General features: G+C 50.8%; 16 protein-coding genes. 4 read left to right on the top strand and 12 right to left on the bottom strand.

Annotation, left to right across the window (positions count from 1 at the left end):
• Nucleotides 1-578: 578 nt before the first annotated feature.
• On the bottom strand, nt 579-818 hold the full coding sequence (locus B5D63_RS03005) for a hypothetical protein (RefSeq protein ID WP_078667280.1): 240 nt from the start codon (nt 816-818) through the stop codon (nt 579-581).
• Nucleotides 819-951: 133 nt separating this feature from the next.
• Between B5D63_RS03005 and B5D63_RS03000 the strand changes: the two genes are divergently transcribed.
• On the top strand, nt 952-1527 hold the full coding sequence (locus B5D63_RS03000) for an RNA polymerase sigma factor (protein ID WP_078667279.1): 576 nt from the start codon (nt 952-954) through the stop codon (nt 1525-1527).
• A 24-nt stretch (nt 1528-1551) separates the two neighbouring features.
• The gene (locus tag B5D63_RS02995; RefSeq protein ID WP_159455873.1) at nt 1552-2637 is read left to right on the top strand and encodes a S1C family serine protease; all 1086 of its coding nucleotides are present in this window, start codon (nt 1552-1554) and stop codon (nt 2635-2637) included.
• Between the two features lie 73 nt (nt 2638-2710).
• Here B5D63_RS02995 and B5D63_RS02990 read toward each other — a convergent pair whose 3' ends face one another.
• The 6 genes from B5D63_RS02990 to B5D63_RS02965 form a co-directional block, all read right to left on the bottom strand.
• The gene (locus B5D63_RS02990) at nt 2711-3427 is read right to left on the bottom strand and encodes a carboxypeptidase-like regulatory domain-containing protein (protein ID WP_078667277.1); all 717 of its coding nucleotides are present in this window, start codon (nt 3425-3427) and stop codon (nt 2711-2713) included.
• 175 nt (nt 3428-3602) lie between these two features.
• On the bottom strand, nt 3603-4547 hold the full coding sequence (locus tag B5D63_RS02985; RefSeq protein ID WP_078667276.1) for an aldose 1-epimerase: 945 nt from the start codon (nt 4545-4547) through the stop codon (nt 3603-3605).
• A 103-nt stretch (nt 4548-4650) separates the two neighbouring features.
• On the bottom strand, nt 4651-5979 hold the full coding sequence (gene xylA, locus B5D63_RS02980) for a xylose isomerase (RefSeq protein WP_078667275.1): 1329 nt from the start codon (nt 5977-5979) through the stop codon (nt 4651-4653).
• Between the two features lie 29 nt (nt 5980-6008).
• Nucleotides 6009-7493, bottom strand: coding sequence for a xylulokinase (locus tag B5D63_RS02975; protein ID WP_078667274.1), 1485 nt, complete (start codon nt 7491-7493; stop codon nt 6009-6011).
• Between the two features lie 18 nt (nt 7494-7511).
• Nucleotides 7512-9188: a sodium/sugar symporter gene (locus B5D63_RS02970; RefSeq protein ID WP_078667273.1), complete on the bottom strand. Its 1677-nt coding sequence runs from the start codon at nt 9186-9188 to the stop codon at nt 7512-7514.
• A gap of 320 nt (nt 9189-9508) precedes the next feature.
• Nucleotides 9509-10645, bottom strand: coding sequence for an NAD(P)/FAD-dependent oxidoreductase (locus tag B5D63_RS02965; protein WP_078667272.1), 1137 nt, complete (start codon nt 10643-10645; stop codon nt 9509-9511).
• Nucleotides 10646-10733: 88 nt separating this feature from the next.
• Between B5D63_RS02965 and B5D63_RS02960 the strand changes: the two genes are divergently transcribed.
• The gene (locus tag B5D63_RS02960; protein ID WP_078667271.1) at nt 10734-11783 is read left to right on the top strand and encodes an NAD(P)-dependent alcohol dehydrogenase; all 1050 of its coding nucleotides are present in this window, start codon (nt 10734-10736) and stop codon (nt 11781-11783) included.
• Nucleotides 11784-11964: 181 nt separating this feature from the next.
• Complete coding sequence (locus tag B5D63_RS02955; protein ID WP_078667270.1) at nt 11965-12567, top strand: hypothetical protein; 603 nt, start codon at nt 11965-11967, stop codon at nt 12565-12567.
• Nucleotides 12568-12630: 63 nt separating this feature from the next.
• On the opposite strand, the gene ilvA is transcribed toward B5D63_RS02955, so the two are convergent.
• The 5 genes from ilvA to ilvD form a co-directional block, all read right to left on the bottom strand.
• Nucleotides 12631-13890, bottom strand: a complete 1260-nt coding sequence (ilvA, locus tag B5D63_RS02950; RefSeq protein WP_078667269.1) for a threonine ammonia-lyase IlvA — start codon at nt 13888-13890, stop codon at nt 12631-12633.
• A gap of 142 nt (nt 13891-14032) precedes the next feature.
• On the bottom strand, nt 14033-15076 hold the full coding sequence (ilvC, locus tag B5D63_RS02945; RefSeq protein WP_078667268.1) for a ketol-acid reductoisomerase: 1044 nt from the start codon (nt 15074-15076) through the stop codon (nt 14033-14035).
• A gap of 101 nt (nt 15077-15177) precedes the next feature.
• Complete coding sequence (gene ilvN / locus B5D63_RS02940) at nt 15178-15708, bottom strand: acetolactate synthase small subunit (protein ID WP_078667267.1); 531 nt, start codon at nt 15706-15708, stop codon at nt 15178-15180.
• 107 nt (nt 15709-15815) lie between these two features.
• Entirely contained in the window at nt 15816-17564 is a 1749-nt protein-coding gene (gene ilvB, locus B5D63_RS02935) for a biosynthetic-type acetolactate synthase large subunit (RefSeq protein ID WP_235021447.1), read from the bottom strand.
• Nucleotides 17530-19209 carry a dihydroxy-acid dehydratase gene (gene ilvD, locus B5D63_RS02930; protein WP_078667265.1) on the bottom strand — a complete coding sequence of 560 codons (1680 nt, stop codon included), beginning with the start codon at nt 19207-19209 and terminating at the stop codon, nt 17530-17532. Before ilvD ends, ilvB begins: the two co-directional genes overlap by 35 nt.
• Nucleotides 19210-19366: the final 157 nt, after the last annotated feature.

The following is a 19366-nucleotide window of genomic DNA, read 5'->3' as shown; positions in this document are numbered from 1 at the left end:
GCTGTAGCAACTAGCTATTTGAAACAAGAAGGGCCCCGTCTCCGGGACCCTTTGCTTTATTTTACCTATGTAAAGTATTTTATTGCAAACGAGTCCCCTGCTTCTTCGCAAAAAAGAAGTAATAAAAATAATAAGTGTTAAAGTGACGGTTTGACATATACTATATTTTGATAATTAAAAAACCTCCCGTTTTCGCGGGAGGCTTTTTGTAGTTTCTTTTATCTTTTTACTTACAAACGACCTCCCTATTCCTGGTACCAGAAATAATAGAAGCCAAAAAATCCGAAAGTCGCTTGTGTAGTCATATGCTCTTTTTGAACGTGTCACAAAAATACGGCACGGTTTTAATTATCCAAGCGTCTGATATAAAAAATACATTTTTTTGAATAATAAGGGGCAATTATTGAATTTAATCTAAAATTGTGGAAAAAGAAGATCAGTGACATATATTAAAACGGTAGCGGAGGCATCATTTTAAAAAATTTAAACAGCGAGCTCATCAGCAATATAAAAGGGCATAAAAAAACCGCTACAGCGATAGCCGTAGCGGTCATATAAATTTAATAAGAGTTTGCTAATTAGTGCTTAGCAGCAGCAGAGTCAACTTTAGCAGCAACTGAGTCGATTTTTGCAGCAGCAGAATCAACCATAGCAGCAGCACCAGCAGCAGCAGAATCAACAGTTGCAGCAGCAGAGTCGATTACAGCGCCAGCGTTAGTTGCAGTAGAATCGGTAGCAGGTTTTTCACCACCGCCGCAAGCTACAGCGAACAGACCGAAAGACAGAGCCAGGAAACCAAGTTTAATTACGTTCTTCATCGTACAAATAATTTAAAGGTGTTTTTTGAATGATTTATCCTTTATACCGGGATCACCCAAAAGGTAACCCAAACTTTTAAAATTTTTTTTTTCGGTACTTTGGGTTACCAAATGCCTAATAATCGTATTAAGAGTGAAGCAACATCAAGATATAACAAGAGACAGGGAATTATTGCTGGGATTGGCAAGAAGTGATGATAAGTCATTGGAAACCATCTATTCTGAGAATTTTCCGGTAGTGCTGCGCATGATTTTACAACACAATGGCAGCGAAGACGACGCCAAGGATGTTTTCCAGGAAGCAATCATCATTCTATATGAAAAGGCCTGCGAGGGTAGTTTTAACCTGACCAGCCGTTTAAAAACTTTCCTCTATTCGGTATGCCGCCACCTGTGGCTGAAAAAAGTACAAAGCACCTACGGGCTTTATGCGATCCCACCGGAAATGGAAGATACAATCCCGGCCACGGAAGTGGTAGACGAACACGCCGCCAGAGACGAACAGTTCCGGATCATGGAAAGTGCGATGGGCAATATTGGCGAACCCTGTAAGACCATTCTGGAAGATTATTATATACAGAAGCGGTCCATGCAGGAAATAGCGGAGAAATTCGGCTATACCAACGCCGAAAACGCTAAAAATCAGAAGTATAAGTGTCTGATGCGCCTGAAGAAGTTATTTTTTGATCAGTATAATACATCCTTATAAGCAGCAACGGCCATGAAAGATGACATGAATTTATTACGTGAAATTGAACGCTACCTGGACGGAGAAATGAGCGGACAGGAAAAAGCCGTTTTTGAGGAACTGCGTAAAAACAATCCGCAAATCGACCGTCAGGTAGAAGAGCAGGCGTTGTTCCTGCAGCAGCTGCAACATTTTGGTCAGCGGCAGTCGCTGAAGGCTAAAATGGACCACCTTCACCGGCAGCTGGACATGCCAACCCTCCGCAAACAGGCCCAGGAAGAAAACCTGGCTGCCAAAAGGGTAACCATCCGCCGCCGTACCATTACCAACCTGGCAGCCGCTGCCTGTATCGCACTGGTAACCTCCCTGTCTACCATCGCTGTCCTGCAGAACGCCGCTAAAAACAAATCCACCGCCCAATATGAGGACGTGAGAAGAGTGCTGAACAATATCCAGCGCTCCCAGAACGCACTCATCAATGATATCAATAATAAAAACAGAGCACCGGTGAATCCCGGCACTTACGGCGGTACTGGTTTCGCAGTATCCGGTAACGGTTACATCGTTACCAATTATCACGTAGTGGCCGGCGCTGATTCTGTGTATGTGCAGAACAATAAAGGTGAAGCTTTCAAGGCTGTCAGCGTTTTTGAAGACATCTCCAGCGATCTGGCGGTACTCAAAATTGCCGACTCTACCTTTAAAAGCCAGCCGCTGCCCTACGCACTGAAACCACAGAACGCCAGACTGGGCGAAGAAGTTTTCACCATGGGCTTCCCCCGCGATGAAATCGTTTACGGCAAAGGTTACATCAGCGCAAAAACCGGCTTCAACGGCGATACGACCGCCTACCAGGTGTCTATCCCTGTCAATCCCGGCAATAGCGGCGCTCCCCTGTTAGACAACCAGGGTGATGTGGTAGGTATCGTTACAGGCAAACAAACCACCTCCGACGGCATCGCCTTCGCAGTGAAATCAGCCCACCTGAAACGGTTGCTGGATGAAATGCCGAAAGATAAAGGCATGAAAAAAGAAATGGCCCGTAATAAAAGCCATCTGGAGGGGGTGAATAGAATAGATCAGATCAGGAAACTGGAAGAGTTTGTATATATGGTGAAGGTCTATAACTAAGTTTTTGAACACAATAGCCTATAAATCAAAAGGGTGAAGACTTCGGCTTGTTCTTCACCCTTTTTCTATGTCTTTACTTTTTGATCCAGGTTTTGTATTTGTCTGTAATCCAGTACAGCAGGTCGTTATGTCCAATGGTCCGCATCGTTTCGTAATCCGGATAATTGTCCCGCATGAACAACTGAAGAGAATCCCCTTTGAGCCCGGTCACCTGGCTGACAAGCACCGGTGTAAAACGGGAATCGATGTATTTCTCTTTCTCCATCTCCTCGTAATTCTTTTTGAACTGTCTTTTTTGTTTTTCGCTCTTGGAATAGCGGGTAAACGGACTGAAGACGATACCGGCACCCTGCGGCGTACTGCCACCGGCCAGTGGCTTATTGGGCAGGTCCAGCAGGTAACCGTACTGCCGGCGGCGCTCAATGGAATCCAGCTGATAAGGGGTATACTGAGAGGAAATTTCCACGCCTTTCAGAAAACGGCTGGCCACGACCAGCTTCACATTGATCGTCTGTGTGCCGGTAGTCTGCGTTACCTTCACGGTGTCCGGCAGGTAGCCCACAAAAGTGAAAACGATCTTGTCATTCCGGGTAGCATCAATTTTGTAAAAACCGCCCTGATCAGACAGGGAATGTTTGCCTGTGGTGAGGTTGGTAATAGTGGCGTACGGCAGCACCAGTTTGTTGCTGTCAGAAATCTGTCCGGTTACGATGACCTGTGCTTTTGCAACAAAAGGAAACAACATCCCGGCGATGCAACCCAGCAACAGAATACGCGTGTGAGCCTTCATAAATTGTGTATGTTTTTAATCCTGACTATCCTTCCTCTCCGTGAACAACCAATACTGAGCGTGTATTGTTCATATCCATTCCAGCCCACAATTTAAATAAATTGGGGCGGTTGTTAAAAAACAAATCCTCCGGTGGGAGACCGGAGGACGTTTATAGCTGACAGCACCGCCGTGGCTATGCTGTGATTTTTATTTTCGTGTCGAAAGTTCTGTTTTCACCAGCGGCCAAAGTTACCAGGCCGATCCCATTATTAAAGGCGTTGGGCGCACCGCTCAGGTTTTCCACGGCGATACTGTTGCGATGTGGTGGTATATATACCTGCAAAACAGGATAGTGATCGCCCGGGAAAAAATCGATCTGGATATTTTTCACCGGGTCCAGCAGGGAGGCGAGTGGTTGCGCCTGGGAAAAGTCCAGCACAAAAGAGTTGTCCAGTTCCACGCCGGCCAGTTTTTTACCTTTTACAAATTCCGTGTAGGGCAATACTTTTCCTGTCGGTATCAGTTTGGCGTCAAACTCCACGATTTCTTTGGAGGCGAAGGTGAGCACCAGCTTATCTACCGGCGTGCCGGTGGAGAAATATGGATGCCATCCGTCCATCACCGGGATGGAGGTCTGGCTGTTATTGACAATTTTAGTGGTCACCTGCAGTTCGTTGTCCGGGCGCAGCGTATAGGTGGCGTGGCAATCGTAGCTGAAAGGGTAGCCGGTATCTTCCTCGCGGAAGCTGTAAGATAGTGTCACAGTGGCTTCCCGCGCGGTAGCTTCCTGTGCTGCCACTATGAATTTTGCATCATACAACAAACCATGGATGGCATTTCCGGGCGCTATTGTTTTTTCGATGCTATAGGTATTGCCCTGCCATTCGTAGGCCGCGTCTTTGATACGGCAGGCAAAAGGGCTGAGTTTAACGCTTTTAAAACTGCTATGCAGGTTCTCCCGGAGATCTTCGAGGCTGCTGTAGCTGTCTATCAGGTTGATCAGTTTACCCTGGCGGCGCACTTTAAAAGCGTGCAACAATGCGCCATGGGCCGGCACGATCTCCACCTGTGTGCCGCTTTGTTCGTCAGTGAGGGCGATGATATCAAATCCTGCCTCATGAAAAGTATTGATTGTCATTGTTCATTGTTTTGTTCACGCCAAGGCGCAAAGCAGCAAAGGCGCAAAGATAGCAGAAGCGGCGAAATTCTTTGCTGCTTTGCTCCTTTGCGCCTTTGCGTGATTAAATACAGTTGTTGATCATATTTTCGAGCCATTCCTGCTTACCGCTGACCTGGGCGGGTTCTCCGTTGGAGGCGGCGATATTGCGCAGGTCTTCCAGGGTGAGCTTGCCTTCTTCGAAGGCTTTCCCGTTGCCGGAATCGAAGGAGGCGTAGCGGTCTGCCCGGAATTTTTTATAGGCTGTTTTTGTCAGTACTTTTTCGGCGATGACCGCGGCCCTGGCGAAGGCGTCGATACCACCGATATGCGCGTGGAAGATATCTTCCAGGTCGGTAGAGTTACGGCGGGTTTTAGCGTCGAAGTTAACGCCGCCGCCGGCGAAGCCGCCGGCTTCGAGGATAACGAGCATGCTTTCCACCAGTTCGTTGAGATGTGTGGGGAACTGATCGGTATCCCAGCCATTTTGATAATCGCCGCGATTGGCGTCGATGCTGCCCAGCATTCCGGCATCGGCGGCTACCTGCAGCTCATGCTGGAAGGTATGACCGGCCAGGGTGGCATGGTTCACTTCAATATTCAGTTTAAAATCCTTGTCCAGTCCGTAATAGCGCAGGAAACCGATAACGGTGGCGCTATCGTAGTCATACTGATGTTTGGTAGGCTCACAGGGTTTCGGTTCGATAAAGAAAGTGCCTTTGAAGCCTTGTTTACGGGCATAGTCGCGGGCGACAGTCAGGAATTGCGCCAGGTGTTCCTGTTCTCTTTTCATGTTGGTATTGAGCAGGGTCATATAGCCCTCGCGGCCGCCCCAGAAAACGTAGTTCTCTCCTTTCAGTGCGATGGTGGCGTCGAGCGCATTTTTCACCTGTGTGCCGGCATAAGCCAGTGCAGGGAAATCGGGATTGGTGGCTGCTCCGTTCATGTAGCGCGGGTTGCTGAACACATTAGCGGTGCCCCAGAGCAGTTTCACGCCGCTCACATCCTGTTTCTGTTTGGCGTAATCCACGACCTGCTGCATTCTGCTTTCGTATTCGGCGATAGTAGCGCCTTCGTCCACCAGGTCTACGTCGTGGAAACAATAGTAAGGCAGGCCCAGTTTGGTGATGAATTCGAAAGCAGCATCCATTTTGTCTTTTGCGCTTTGTACAGGATCTGTGGATACCAGCCAGGGGAAGTGTTTGGTGCCTGGTCCGAAGGGGTCGCCGCCGGTGCCGCAGAAGGTATGCCAGTAGCTTACGGCGAAGCGGAACAGTTCTTTCATGGATTTGCCGGCGATGAGGCGGTTTTCATCGTACCAGCGGTAGGCCAGCGGGTTGTCTGATTCCGGTCCTTCGTAGCGGATCTGCCCGATGCCTTTAAAATACTCGTGATTTCCTAGTGTAATGCTCATAAAAGTGGATTTTAAAATGTCGTATATCATTAACCGTTAGCCAGCAACGAATGCAGGCCTGACAGCCAGTGGCTGTATGCTTCTGTATAGTAGTCGCGGAGCCGGTTATCGGGTTCTATTACCGCGAGACATTCCATGCCTCTGAAGACTTCTTTGACAGACAGGTAACCGGCGCCGACGGCCGCACCTCTGGCGGCGCCCTGCGCCCCGTCTGTATTATATAGTTCGATGACCACATTGGCCGTATTCGCAAAAGCTTCCCGGAAGAGCGGGCTGAGGAACATATTGGCGTGACCGGCGCGCATACGGTGTATGCCGAGGCCCATGTCTGTCATGATGTCGAGGCCGTAATTGAGTCCGAAGACGATCCCTTCCTGTACGGCCCTCAGCATATGCGCCCTTTGGTGCCGGTTGAAATCGAGGCCGCTGACGGTAGCGCCTGTGCTTTTGTTGCCCAGTATTCTTTCTGCGCCGTTGCCGAAGGGGAATACCAGCAGGCCATCAGCTCCCGGAGGGGCCTGGGCTGCGGCATCGTTCATATCAGCATAACTGATGTCGCCGATCATATTGCGCAACCAGGAATTGGCGATACCGGTGCCATTGAGGCACATGAGCACGCCGTCGCGGGTATGCTGTGCGTCGTTGTTTACATGCACAAACGTATTGACGCGGCTTTCACGATCGAAGGTATGCTGGTCGTGAACAGCATATACCACGCCGGAGGTACCGGCGGTGGTGGCCGCTTCACCGGGTTCGAGCACGTTGAGCGAAAAAGCGTTGTTGGGCTGGTCGCCGGCGCGGTAGGTGACCGGTGTGCCAGGCGCCAGTTGCAGCGTTGCGGCTGCCGTGGCGGAGAGCTGGCCCTGTATGCCGAAGGTGGGCACTATGGCCGACAACAGTTGCGGATTGATCTGATAATAATCGAGCAGCTGGCTGCTGACAGCATTACCCGGGAAGTCCCAGAAAGTACCCTCAGAAAGGCCGGACACCGTAGTAGTGGCTTCGCCGGTGAGCTTCAGGGCGATGAAATCGCCGGGCAACATTACTTTATGGATCCGTTCGTACACCTGCGGCTCGTTTTCGTGTATCCATCGCAGTTTGGAAGCGGTAAAATTACCGGGGGAATTCAGCAGGTGAGAGAGGCAATAGGACTCCCCCAGTGCGGAGAAGGCTTTGCGCCCTGTTTCCACCGCTCGGCTGTCGCACCAGATAATGGCCGGGCGCAGTACCTGCATGTCTTTGTCCACGCAGACGAGGCCATGCATCTGGTAGGCGATGCCGATCCCTTTCACCATGGCCGGATCGAAGGCGTGCTGCCGGCGCAGGAGCGCGGTGGCGTTCACCACCTCCTGCCACCAGCTTTCCGGGTCCTGTTCCGCCCAATTGGGATGCGGCACTAAAATGGGCATCTCACGGGACGGACTGGTGGCCGTTGCCAGGCAACGGCCGGTGTCTGCGTCCAGCAGTGCGGCTTTAATAGAAGAAGAGCCAATATCGTAACCAATAAAATACATATCTGTTGTGAATAACGATTACCAATAAACAGTATACAGTGCAATGAGAATACCGACGATGAACAATGCGCCGATCGTAAACGGCATCGCAGTTTTAAACATGCTGCTGTCGATTTCCAGTCCTTTCGGATTGTTCTTGCTGGAAGGATCGGCCAGGGAGATGATGATCATACCCACCACACAGATCACGAACACGATGCCCATACGGTCGATGAAGGCCATTTCATAAACGCCTGCCGCATTGGGGGCGGCCCAGCCAAACTGGTAGAGCGGCTGCAGGTCCACCCAGTTGGGCAGGAACTTCAGCACAAAAGACATCAGCAATCCAACGATCATGGCAAAGAGCGCCGCGTTGGAAGTGGTCCGTTTCCAGAAGAAACCCATGATAAACATGGCAAATACGCCCGGGGACACGAAGCCTGTGTATTCCTGGATAAACTGGAATCCGCCTTTTTTGTCGATACCGAGGAAATTGGAAAGGATAATGGCGAGCACCATGGCGACGATCACCGTCACGCGACCTACCCGTACTACTTTCTGTTCATCGGCTTCTTTATGATATATCTTCTTATAAATATCTAACGTAAAAATGGTGGAGATACTGTTGGCTTTACCGGCCAGCGAGGCCACCACTGCCGCGGTGAGCGCCGCAAAGGCCAGGCCTTTCAAGCCGCTGGGCAGCAGGTTGAGCAGCACCGGGTAAGCGTTATCCGGGTTCAGGGAGCCGCCCTGCATCATCTCTGTGTGGAACTGGCCCTGCTGGTACAGCACATAAGCCGCGATACCCGGCAGCACCACGATGATAGGCATGAGCAGTTTCAGGAAACCGGCGAACAGCAGGCCGCTGCGGGCGGTTTTCAGATCGGCGCCCAGTGCGCGCTGTGTGATGTACTGGTTACAGCCCCAGTAGTTGAGGTTCACGATCCACATACCCCCTACCAATATGCTCAGTCCCGGCAGGTCGAGGTAATGGGCGTCCTCTTTTTTGAAGATCATATGGAAATGGTCGTCGGCATGCTGATGCAGCAGGCTGAAGCCTTTCATCACACCGCTCTCACCGAAGTGCTGCGCCACGAGGTCCAGCGCCAGGTAAGTGGTAGCCAGGCCGCCCAGGATGAGGAAGAACACCTGGATAACGTCTGTATAACCGATCACTTTCATACCGCCGAGGGTGATGAGCACCGCAAAGAACGACAGCGCCACCATGCAGACGTAGAAGTCGATACCGGAGATTTTATTAATCGCCAATGCGCCCAGATACAGAATGGACGTGAGGTTTACCACCACGTACAGCAGCAGCCAGAACACCGCCATAATAGTACTCACCGTTTGGTTGTACCGGCGTTCCAGGAACTGGGGCATTGTGTAGATCTTGTTTTTCAGGTAAATGGGGAGGAAAAAGACCGCTACCACGATCAGCGTGGCTGCCGCCATCCATTCATAGGTGGAGATAGCCAGGCCCATAGAGAAACCGGAGCCGGACATACCGATAAACTGTTCTGCCGAGATATTGGAGGCAATGAGGGAAGCGCCGATCGCCCACCAGGTCAGCGAGCCTTCCGCCAGGAAAAAGTCCTTGGAGTCTGTTGTCGCCTTCTTTTTTTTCTGGTAGATATAATACCCGTAGCCGGCCACTATTACAAAATATACCAGGAATACCAGGTAATCGACGTAGTGAAGTAAGTTTGGTTGCATAAATGTTCAAACGTGGTTTGTATAATAAATTTGGCGGATCAATATAGTGAAATAAATGTATCAAATACACTTATGCACCATAAAAAAGCAAAAACTAAAAACCGCAGCGTTACTGCGGTTTTCCCGGGAGGTCAAATCTATACATTTAAAATTGCTATCAAAGCACTTTAACAAAAAACCGGAGAGCCGTTGGCGTTAGGGTTTTCCGGCCGGCGGGAAGGTTTTAGGGCGGGTGGTTGGGACAGTGGCTGCGCGGGTTGCTCAGCCGCTGCCCGGATGCTGTGCGGACGGCTCATGGCCGGCAGATGGTTGGGGCGTCATCACTGCAACGCCATGGCCGCTATTTTATCCCCTATGAGCGATCCTATGGCTACGCCCATGCCGCCCATGCGCACACCCAGGATAATATTACCGGAATAGGCGCGCACGATCGGTTGTTTGGTGCTGCCGAAGGCCATGATGCCCGTCCACCGGTCGGCGATGGTGAAGGGCCGCCCGGGGAGTACCAGGTGGCGCAGCATTTCCTCCAGTTCGTGCTGGATACGGTCGTTGTAGCGGAACTCCGTGGAGGTTTCGCCGGAGAAATCCAGCTGGCGCCCACCGCCCAGCAACACGCGGCCATCGAGTTCGCGGAAATAAAAATAACCTTCCTCCAGGTGGAAAATACCCTTAAAAGGCAGGCCGGGGACCGGTTCCGTGATAAGCACCTGCCCTCTTCCCGGGGTGACTTCCAGTTCGGGCAGCAGTTGACGGGTAAAAGCATTGGTACATACCAGCAGTTTCCGGGCACGGAACACCACCTCTTCTTTCAGCAGCTGATGGGTGACCACCACATTCACCCCGGAGCGCAGGTCTTCCATGCGGGTGACGGGGCAGCCGGTTTTTATCTCCACCCCCATGGCGATCGTTTTATCGATGAGCGCACGCATCATTTGCCCGGTATGCAGTTCCCCTTCATAGTGATTACTGACCACGGCCTTTACATGGTCCGGCGCGAAGCCAAAAGACGATAGTTTATCAGTGGCCAGGGAGAATGCAGGCGTTTGGCCGAGTACGCCGGCCAGCATACGGTTGACCTCGTCCAACTGATGCAGGGCCCATTCTTCGCGGACGCCGATCAGTTCATAGCTGCCGTTTTCCCGATAGCCGATCCGGTCATCGCCAAGCCGCCGGCGGAGCAGCTGCAGGCCGGTCCGCCGCATGGCTACCAGCTCCAGTACCGTTTCGGCCGGCATCGTTTGCAGGTCGGCCAGTATCTCCGTGAGGCTCCCGATACAGGCGAACCCGGCATTTTTGGTACTGGCCCCGGTAGGCAGCACCTCCCTTTCCAGCACCAGCACCCGTGCCCCCGGTTCCCGCTCCCGCAGGCTGATAGCCGCAGAAAGGCCTACGATGCCGCTTCCGGCGATAATATAGTCGTACTGAAGCAGACTTTGCTTCTCCCAATAGCTTAACATCCTACTAAGTTAAACAATTGGCAACAGGATCGCGGTCAGCATAAAACTGCTTAAAAATCAGTAGTTTCGGAATCCAAAATCAACGACCATGATTGATACCCAAGCTTACGCAGCACAAAATGCTACTTCCCCTCTCGGTCCGTGGAACTTTCAGCGGAGAGAAGTCGGCCCCCATGATGTACAGATTGAAATCCTTTATTGTGGTGTATGCCACTCGGATATTCACCAGGTGCGGGATGAATGGGGCGGTTCTGTGTACCCGATGGTACCCGGCCATGAGATCGTGGGCCGTATCGTAAAAGTCGGCGACCATGTCACCAAATTCAAGGTGGGCGACCTGGCGGGCATCGGCTGTTTTGTGGACTCCTGCCGGGAATGTACCCCCTGTCAGGCCGGAGAAGAGCAATACTGTGAAAAAGGGAATGCCAGCACTTACAACGGTACGGAGATGGACCGTAAAACACTGACGTACGGCGGCTATTCCACGCAGATCGTGACGGATGAAAAATATACGCTGAAAATATCCGATAAGCTGCCGCTCGAAGGCGTAGCGCCGCTGCTGTGCGCTGGTATCACCACCTACTCCCCGCTGCGTCACTGGAAGGTGGGCAAGGGACATAAAGTAGGGGTGCTGGGACTGGGCGGCCTCGGGCATATGGCCGTTAAACTGGCCCATTCCATGGGCGCCGAAGTGACCATGCTCAGCACCTCTCCTTCCAAAGAGGCAGACGCTAAAAAGCTGGGGGCACACCATTTCGCCCTGATCAAGGACAAAGAACAGATGAAGCGCCTGCGCAACACCTTTGATTTTATTATTAATACCGTATCTGCCCCGCACGACTATAACCAGTTCCTGCGACTGCTGACGCTCGACGGTGTGATGATCTGCCTGGGCATACCACCGGAACCTTCCACCGTACCTGCTTTCAATCTTATTATGGGTCGCCGCAGTATCGCGGGTTCACTGATTGGCGGCATCCGCGAAACGCAGGAGATGCTGGATTACTGCGCCGAGCATAATATTGTCAGTGATGTGGAAGTTATTGACATCAAAGATATCAACACCGCCTATGACCGCATGATGAAGGGTGATGTGAAATACCGTTTTGTGATTGATATCGCCAGTCTGAAGAAATAATTGTTTATCGCATTTTTCTAAAAAAGGCAGGCATTGTAATGCCCCAAAAAAAGTTGGACACTTTTTGGGGAGCGCGAAACATCCACCTGCCTTTTTTATTTTTTTCCAACCCAGCATTCTCCCTATATTTATCGCGTTAACAACCATTCGCACGATTACCAGAAGATCACAGCACCCAACCATGGCATTACAAACTGACGCTTTACATTCATTAAAAGACAAATTACTCCACTGGCAGCAACTCACAGAACCAGAACTGGAAACAGCTGTCCGGGAGTTCGAAAAAATCCCGCGTGCGGAAGTGTCCACCTTTTATACCCCGGTATTGTCCAGCAATGACCTGGGCGCCATATTAGTGGCTATTGGCCGGCAATTCCCGGAAAACACCAAATTACAGGTCAATGTGGTTTCAGCATTAGGCAATATGGTATTACGGTATGGACTAACGCCCACCGATGTCATGTTCGACTACCTGGTAGCTACCATTGATAACAGGAAAGTCAACTTTTATGTGGCGTTGCATATCCATGTTTTTCCGCAGTACCAGACGTGGGACAGGAAGTGGGAATATCTTATGTCGGTGCCGGATATCGCACCCAGGAAAAAGTCATTTGTTGTTTTCTACGATACGGTCAAACAGCAGTTGGAGAAACATGATATAATGCCATTGGAAGTGAAGCAGGTGGTTATCAAAAAAATCCAGGCCCAACTGGCAGACGAAAACCTGCATCCTTATCTGAAAGACGACTATCTCGCCACGTTACACGCGGTGGTAGAGCAATAAAAAAAGCCCGCTCATAAAAATGACCAGGCTTGTATTACTCTTAAAACAACTATTTGTCAAACTCTAAACCAGATAACCAAACAGGTTATCGTCTTTATTCAATTCGGTGAATTGAAAGTTATATTTCCGGAAATTAGCGATGAGGATATCGTAATCCTCCCTGCACTTCAGTTCTATGCCTACTAATGCCGGGCCCGTTTCCTTGTTATGTTTCTGAATAAATTCAAAGCGGGTGATATCGTCGTTAGGTCCGAGGATATGGTTCAGGAATTCCCTGAGTGCGCCCGGACGCTGTGCAAAGCGAACGATAAAGTAATGTTTCAGTCCTTCGTAGAGGAGTGAGCGTTCCTTTATTTCCTGCATACGGTCGATATCGTTGTTACTGCCGCTGATGATGCAGACTACTTTTTTCCCTTTGATTTCTTCCGCGTGGTCCTGAAGGGCGGTGATAGAGAGCGCGCCGGCAGGTTCTACCACGATAGCATCTTCATTATACAGTTTGAGGATGGTGGAGCACACCATGCCTTCCGGTACGAGGTGCATTTTGTCCAGTACTTCACGGCATACCTCGTAGTTGAGGGCGCCGACTCTTTTCACAGCGGCCCCGTCCACGAAACGTTCTATTTCATCGAGGGTTACCGGGCCACCGTTTTCGAAAGCGCGCATCATAGAGGGGGCGCCTTCCGGTTCTACGCCGATGATGCGGGTTTTAGGGCTGTAGGTTTTGAAGTAGGTGCCTACGCCGGCGGCAAGACCGCCACCGCCTACGGGTACAAATAAATAATCGATGTTGGTCTGGTCTTCCAGAATTTCTACTGCCACGGTGCCTTGTCCTTCCACGATTTTAGCATTATCGAAGGGCGGAATGAAGGTCATGCCGCTGGCGGCGGTAAAGGCTTGCGCTTCGGCGGAGCAGTCATCGAAAGTATCGCCGGTGAGGCGTATTTCGATGTTATCGCCACCGAACATATTGACCTGATTTACTTTTTGCTTTGGTGTGATGATCGGCATGAAGACCACGCCTTTGATGTTCATGGCTTTACAGGCATAGGCAAAACCCTGTGCATGGTTACCGGCGCTGGCGCAGGTAACGCCTTTAGCCAGCAGATCGGCAGGCAGGCTGCTGATCAGATTGTAGGCGCCGCGGAGTTTGTAGGAGCGTACAATCTGCATATCCTCTCTTTTCAGATATACATCACAGTTATAGCGACGGGAAAGCGTAGCGCTATAAGTCAACGGGGTGCGGTTCACCACGGGCTTCAATTTCACCGACGCGTCGAGGATATTGAGCGGGCTAACGCCAGATATTACATTAGAGGACATATTAGAATCTATTTGTAGATTTTTTGATTTTTTGATTTTTTGATTTTCGATTTTTTGATTTTGTGGTTTGTCAACCAAGATTGGACCCTGGTTACCACTCCGCAAAATCAAAAAATCGAAAATCAAAAAATCAAAAAATCAATTATGCGTTCGGTCTCAGCTTACGAACAGCTGCGCCGGCCTGCCACATTTCGCTTTCGCGCAGTTCTTTCAGCTCTTCGTTCAGTTTCTCGCGGTAGTCCGGAGTGCTGTTGGAGGCGATAGAACGGGCAGCTTCTTTACCGGCAGCAACGCTGGCATACAGCTCGTCAAATACAGGCTGGGTAGCGTCTTTAAACTTCTTCCACCAGTCGAGCGCACCGCGCTGAGCGGTAGTAGAGCAGTTAGCGTACATCCAGTCCATACCATTTTCAGCAACGAGCGGCATGAGAGACTGGGTCAGCTCTTCTACTGTTTCGTTGAATGCTTCAGACGGAGAGTGACCGTTTCTGCGCAGTGTTTCGTATTGAGCAGCGAAGATACCCTGGATACAGCCCATCAGTGAACCACGTTCGCCGGTGAGGTCGGAGAATACTTCTTTTTTGAAATCTGTTTCAAACAGGTAACCGGAGCCAACGCCGATACCCAGTGCTACTACGCGTTCTTTAGCGCGGCCGGTAGCGTCCTGGAAGATAGCGTAGCTGGAGTTCAGGCCCTGACCAGCCAGGAACAGGCGGCGCAGGGAGGTACCGGAACCTTTGGGGGCTACCAGGATTACGTCTACATCAGCAGGTGGTATGATACCGGTCTGTTCTTTATAGGTGATACCAAATCCATGGGAGAAATACAGTGCTTTACCAGGAGTCAGGTGTTGTTTCAGGGTGGGCCACAGGGTGATCTGACCTGCGTCGGACAACAGGAACTGGATGATGGTACCTTTGGCAGCGGCTTCTTCGATATCGAATAAAGTTTCGCCCGGAACCCAGCCATCAGCTACTGCTTTATCCCAGGTTTTGGAATTTTTACGCTGACCAACGATAACGTTGAAGCCGTTATCTTTCAGGTTCAGTGCCTGGCCGGGGCCTTGTACACCATAGCCGATAACAGCGATGACTTCGTTTTTCAGGACTTCCCTTGCTTTTTCCATTGGGAATTCTTCCCTGGTTACTACTTCTTCGAGTACACCTCCAAAATTGATGGTTGCCATGTTTTGTGTTTTTAGCTTTTAGCTACTAGCCATTAGCTATTAGCTGTAAATTTTAAGTAAATGTGAATAAAGGCTTGTTTATGTGTTGCAGCTTCCGGCGCTTACGCCTCCGATGAGGCCTGCAGTTCTTTCAGGTGGTCGTGGAAACGGCGGCTCCATTTTACGATGGCCACCCTTCCGCTTTTGGAATATTCAATCAGACCATAGGGTTCCAGCTTTTTGATAAAGGCTGTCAGTTCCTGCTGGTGACCGGTTTTTTCGATCACAAAATAGTCTGCCGTAATTGTCAGGATACGTGCCTGATGGTCACGGATCAGCCGTTCGATATCACCGGACTCCAGTGATTTGGTGGAAATCTTATACAATGCCAGTTCCTGGTACACCACTTCCTCTTCCTCGTGTACAAAGGCACGGTGAATTTCAATCAGTCTTTCGATCTGACCGACCACCTTATCCAGTTTTTCACGTGTAGACATCACCGTTATGATAAACTTAAACACGCCGGGAATCTCTGTTTCAGCAGTTGTCAGACTGGTGATATTGATCCCTCTGCGGGTAAATATAATGGTGATACGGTTGGTGATACCTATACGGTCTTCCGTATAAACCGTGACTGTATATTCTTTTTGCATAAAAACAGCTTGGGCATCCTCCCTCCTGTTGGCGGCCTTGGGCCGGTGAAAAAGAGAGGCAATTCTTGTAAAAAATTTATTTACTTGTCTGTTATAATCGGGTAGTATTATTCCAGTCTGATGGTGGTAACAGGGGTACCGGCAGGAATCATCGGGAACACGTTGTCTTCTTTTTCCACTACTACTTCCAGCAGGTAAGCTCCGTCAGTGGCCAGCATTTCATCGATGGCAGCGGAGATATCTTCTCTGGCGGTGACTTTTTTGCCGGGGATAAAAAATCCTTTGGCGATCTGCACGAAATCGGGGTTGACCATTTCAGTGGAAGAGTAACGTTTATCGAAGAACAGTTGCTGCCACTGGCGTACCATGCCGAGGAAGTTGTTGTTCAGGATCACGATCTTCACGCCTATTTTGGATTGGTAGATGGTGCCCAGTTCCTGGAGGGTCATCTGGAAGCAGCCATCACCGATAACGGCTACCACTTCTTTTTCCGGCGTTCCCATTTTAGCGCCCATGGCCGCTGGCAGGGAGAAGCCCATGGTGCCCATGCCACCGGAAGTGATGTTGGTATTTGGATTTTTGAAGCGGTAATAACGGGAAGCGATCATCTGGTGTTGTCCCACGTCTGTTACCAGTACTGCTTCTCCTTTTGTTTTTTCAGAGATAAGGCGTACCACTTCCGCCATTTTCAGTTCACCGGTTTCAGGATACAGTTCACCATGCTGAACTTTATCGTATTCCTTTTTGTCTGCGGCCCTGAACTCAGCAAGCCATTCCTCATGTCTGGCGGGCTGTACTTCTTTCAGCAGCGCCTGGAGCGCGGTTTTAGCATCCGCATGCAGGGCTACGTCTGCTTTGATGATTTTATTGATTTCAGCCGCATCGATTTCAATGTGGATTACTTTTGCGTTGGCTACGTAGGTGCTCACGTCACCGGTTACCCGGTCATCGAAACGCATGCCTACTGCGATAACGGTATCGCATTCGCCGGTGAGGATGTTCGGTGCATAGTTGCCGTGCATACCCAGCAGGCCAACATACAGCGGATGATCTACCGGAACGGCAGACAAACCGAGCAGTGTGGAAGCCATGGGTATCTGTGCTTTCTCCGCCAGCGCTATCAGTTCTTTTTCAGCGCCGGACAGCAGTACGCCGTGGCCTACCAGCAGGTAGGGCTTCTTCGCTGCGTTGATCAGCGCAGCAGCTTCTTTCACCGCGTCCAGTCTCAATTCCGGTACCGGCTGATAACTACGTATATGCTTGCACGGTACATACTCATATTCACATTCGCCGACCTGTGCGTTTTTGGTGATATCCACCAGTACGGGGCCGGGACGGCCGCTGCGGGCGATATAAAAAGCTTTGGCGATGGCGCCGGGAATGTCTTCCTGGCGGGTCACCTGTATATTCCATTTAGTGATGGGCATGGTGATACCGATCACGTCAGTTTCCTGGAAAGCGTCTGTGCCCAGCAGGGAGGCAGCCACCTGACCGGTGATGCACACCATGGGCGTACTGTCCATATAAGCGTCTGCAAGGCCGGTGACCAGGTTGGTAGCGCCCGGGCCGGAGGTGGCGAAAGCCACGCCTACTTTGCCGGAGCTGCGGGCATAACCCTGGGCCGCATGTGTAGCACCCTGTTCATGCCTTACCAGTATATGATGTACCTTGTCCTGGAAATCGTACAGGGCATCATAGATAGGCATGATAGCCCCGCCGGGATAACCGAAGATGGTGTCCACACCTTCTGCGATGAGGGAACGGATCACAGCTTCTGAGCCGGAGATAACAGGCTTTGCAGACAACCGCTTATCGGCTTTCTCAGCTTTCATCGGTAACACATCCTTCTGTTGCATTTTTAACAAGTTTTGCGTACTTAAATAAGATTCCATTGGATACCTTCAGGGCGGGAGCGGTCCACCGGGCCCTGCGGGCTGCCAGTTCTTCGTCGCTCACTTCCATATTGATGGTATTGTTCACTGCATCTATCTCGATCATGTCACCGTCTTCTACCAGTGCGATGTTACCGCCTTCGAAAGCTTCAGGGGTGATATGTCCCACCACGAAACCGTGGGTACCACCGGAGAAGCGGCCGTCGGTGATCAGTGCCACGCTTTTACCCAGGCCCACGCCCATGATGGCGCTGGTAGGTTTCAGCATTTCAGGCATACCGGGGGCGCCTTTCGGGCCTACCTGGCGGATCACCACCACATCGCCTTCTTTCACTCGTCCGGACTGGATGCCGGCGATGAGTTCAAATTCACCGTCGAATACGCGGGCAGGCCCTCTGAACTGTTCGCCTTCCTTACCGGTGATTTTGGCAACGGAGCCTTTTTCAGCGAGGTTGCCGTATAATATCTGGATATGGCCGTTGGCTTTCAGCGGCTTCTCCACGGGAACGATAATATCCTGTTTGCTGAAGTCGATATCCGGAACGTTTTCCAGATTTTCAGCGAGGGTTTTGCCGGTTACGGTCAGGCAATGACCATGCAGGTAGCCTTTTTTCAGCAGATATTTCATCACTAACGGAACGCCGCCGATGTTGTGGAGGTCTTCCATAAGGAATTTACCGCTGGGTTTCAGGTCTGCGATCAGGGGAGTTTTGTCGCTGGACAGCTGGAAATCGGCCAGTGTTACGGACACGCCCACAGATTTTGCGATAGCGATAAAGTGCAGTACTGCGTTGGTGCTGCCGCCCAGGGCCATGATCACAGTGAGGGCATTTTCAAAAGCCTCTTTGGTCATGATATCTCTGGGTTTAATATCTTTTTCAAGGAGCAGGCGGATGTACTGGCCTACGTTGGCGCATTCTTCCTTTTTTTCCTTGCTCAGTGCGGGGCTGGATGAGCTGTAGGGCAGGCTCATACCGAGTGCTTCGATAGCGGAAGACATGGTATTGGCCGTGTACATACCGCCGCAGGCGCCGGCGCCGGGGCAGGAGTTTTGTACGATGCCTTTAAAGTCGCCTTCGTCGAGTTTACCGGCCATTTTCTGACCCAGTGCTTCGAAGGCGGAGATGATGTTAAGGTCCTGGCCTTTGTATTTGCCGGGTGCGATAGTACCGCCGTATACCATGATAGCGGGGCGATTGAGACGGCCCATGGCCATCAGGGAGCCGGGCATGTTTTTATCGCAGCCGGGCACAGTGATCAGCGCATCATAATATTGCGCACCACAAACGGTTTCAATGGAATCAGCGATCAGGTCGCGGCTTACCAGGGAATAACGCATACCGGGGGTACCGTTGCTCATACCGTCACTGACGCCGATGGTGTGGAAAGTCAGGCCGACCAGGTCGTTGGCCCAGACGCTTTTTTTCACATCCTGTGCGAGGTCATTGAGGTGCATATTGCAGGTATTGCCATCGTAGCCCATGGAGGCGATGCCGACCTGTGCTTTTTTCAGGTCTGCTTCTGTGAGGCCGATACCGTAGAGCTGTGCCTGCGCAGCGGGCTGCGTAGGGTCCTGAGTAATCGTCTTGCTGTATTTATTTAATTCCATTGCTATTAATATTTCCCGGATTACCAGCTGTTTGACAGTAACCCTATTTTAAAAATCCTTCACAAAATACCCGGTGAGGCCGGCAAATTCAAACCAAATATTTTCGGTAAACCGGTCTTCAAATCTGCTTCCGGATCGCTCAAAGTCTTTACTGTAG

It is taken from the genome of Chitinophaga eiseniae (genome assembly GCF_900167135.1).
In the GTDB taxonomy this organism is placed as follows: Bacteria; Bacteroidota; Bacteroidia; order Chitinophagales; family Chitinophagaceae; genus Chitinophaga; species Chitinophaga eiseniae.
The sequence above is the reverse complement of the archived record's forward strand: the minus strand, read 5'-3'. Positions and strand labels throughout refer to the sequence as shown.

What these genes read in the sequence shown, in the direction of transcription:
- ilvD (WP_078667265.1), bottom strand. Translation starts at nt 19,209, where the DNA reads ATGGAATTAAATAAATACAGCAAGACGATTACTCAGGACCCTACGCAG.
- ilvA (WP_078667269.1), bottom strand. Translation starts at nt 13,890, where the DNA reads ATGTCCTCTAATGTAATATCTGGCGTTAGCCCGCTCAATATCCTCGAC.
- B5D63_RS02970 (WP_078667273.1), bottom strand. Translation starts at nt 9,188, where the DNA reads ATGCAACCAAACTTACTTCACTACGTCGATTACCTGGTATTCCTGGTA.
- ilvC (WP_078667268.1), bottom strand. Translation starts at nt 15,076, where the DNA reads ATGGCAACCATCAATTTTGGAGGTGTACTCGAAGAAGTAGTAACCAGG.
- B5D63_RS02975 (WP_078667274.1), bottom strand. Translation starts at nt 7,493, where the DNA reads ATGTATTTTATTGGTTACGATATTGGCTCTTCTTCTATTAAAGCCGCA.
- ilvN (WP_078667267.1), bottom strand. Translation starts at nt 15,708, where the DNA reads ATGCAAAAAGAATATACAGTCACGGTTTATACGGAAGACCGTATAGGT.
- B5D63_RS02995 (WP_159455873.1), top strand. Translation starts at nt 1,552, where the DNA reads ATGAATTTATTACGTGAAATTGAACGCTACCTGGACGGAGAAATGAGC.
- ilvB (WP_235021447.1), bottom strand. Translation starts at nt 17,564, where the DNA reads ATGCAACAGAAGGATGTGTTACCGATGAAAGCTGAGAAAGCCGATAAG.
- B5D63_RS02990 (WP_078667277.1), bottom strand. Translation starts at nt 3,427, where the DNA reads ATGAAGGCTCACACGCGTATTCTGTTGCTGGGTTGCATCGCCGGGATG.
- B5D63_RS02985 (WP_078667276.1), bottom strand. Translation starts at nt 4,547, where the DNA reads ATGACAATCAATACTTTTCATGAGGCAGGATTTGATATCATCGCCCTC.
- xylA (WP_078667275.1), bottom strand. Translation starts at nt 5,979, where the DNA reads ATGAGCATTACACTAGGAAATCACGAGTATTTTAAAGGCATCGGGCAG.
- B5D63_RS02965 (WP_078667272.1), bottom strand. Translation starts at nt 10,645, where the DNA reads ATGTTAAGCTATTGGGAGAAGCAAAGTCTGCTTCAGTACGACTATATT.
- B5D63_RS03005 (WP_078667280.1), bottom strand. Translation starts at nt 818, where the DNA reads ATGAAGAACGTAATTAAACTTGGTTTCCTGGCTCTGTCTTTCGGTCTG.
- B5D63_RS02960 (WP_078667271.1), top strand. Translation starts at nt 10,734, where the DNA reads ATGATTGATACCCAAGCTTACGCAGCACAAAATGCTACTTCCCCTCTC.
- B5D63_RS02955 (WP_078667270.1), top strand. Translation starts at nt 11,965, where the DNA reads ATGGCATTACAAACTGACGCTTTACATTCATTAAAAGACAAATTACTC.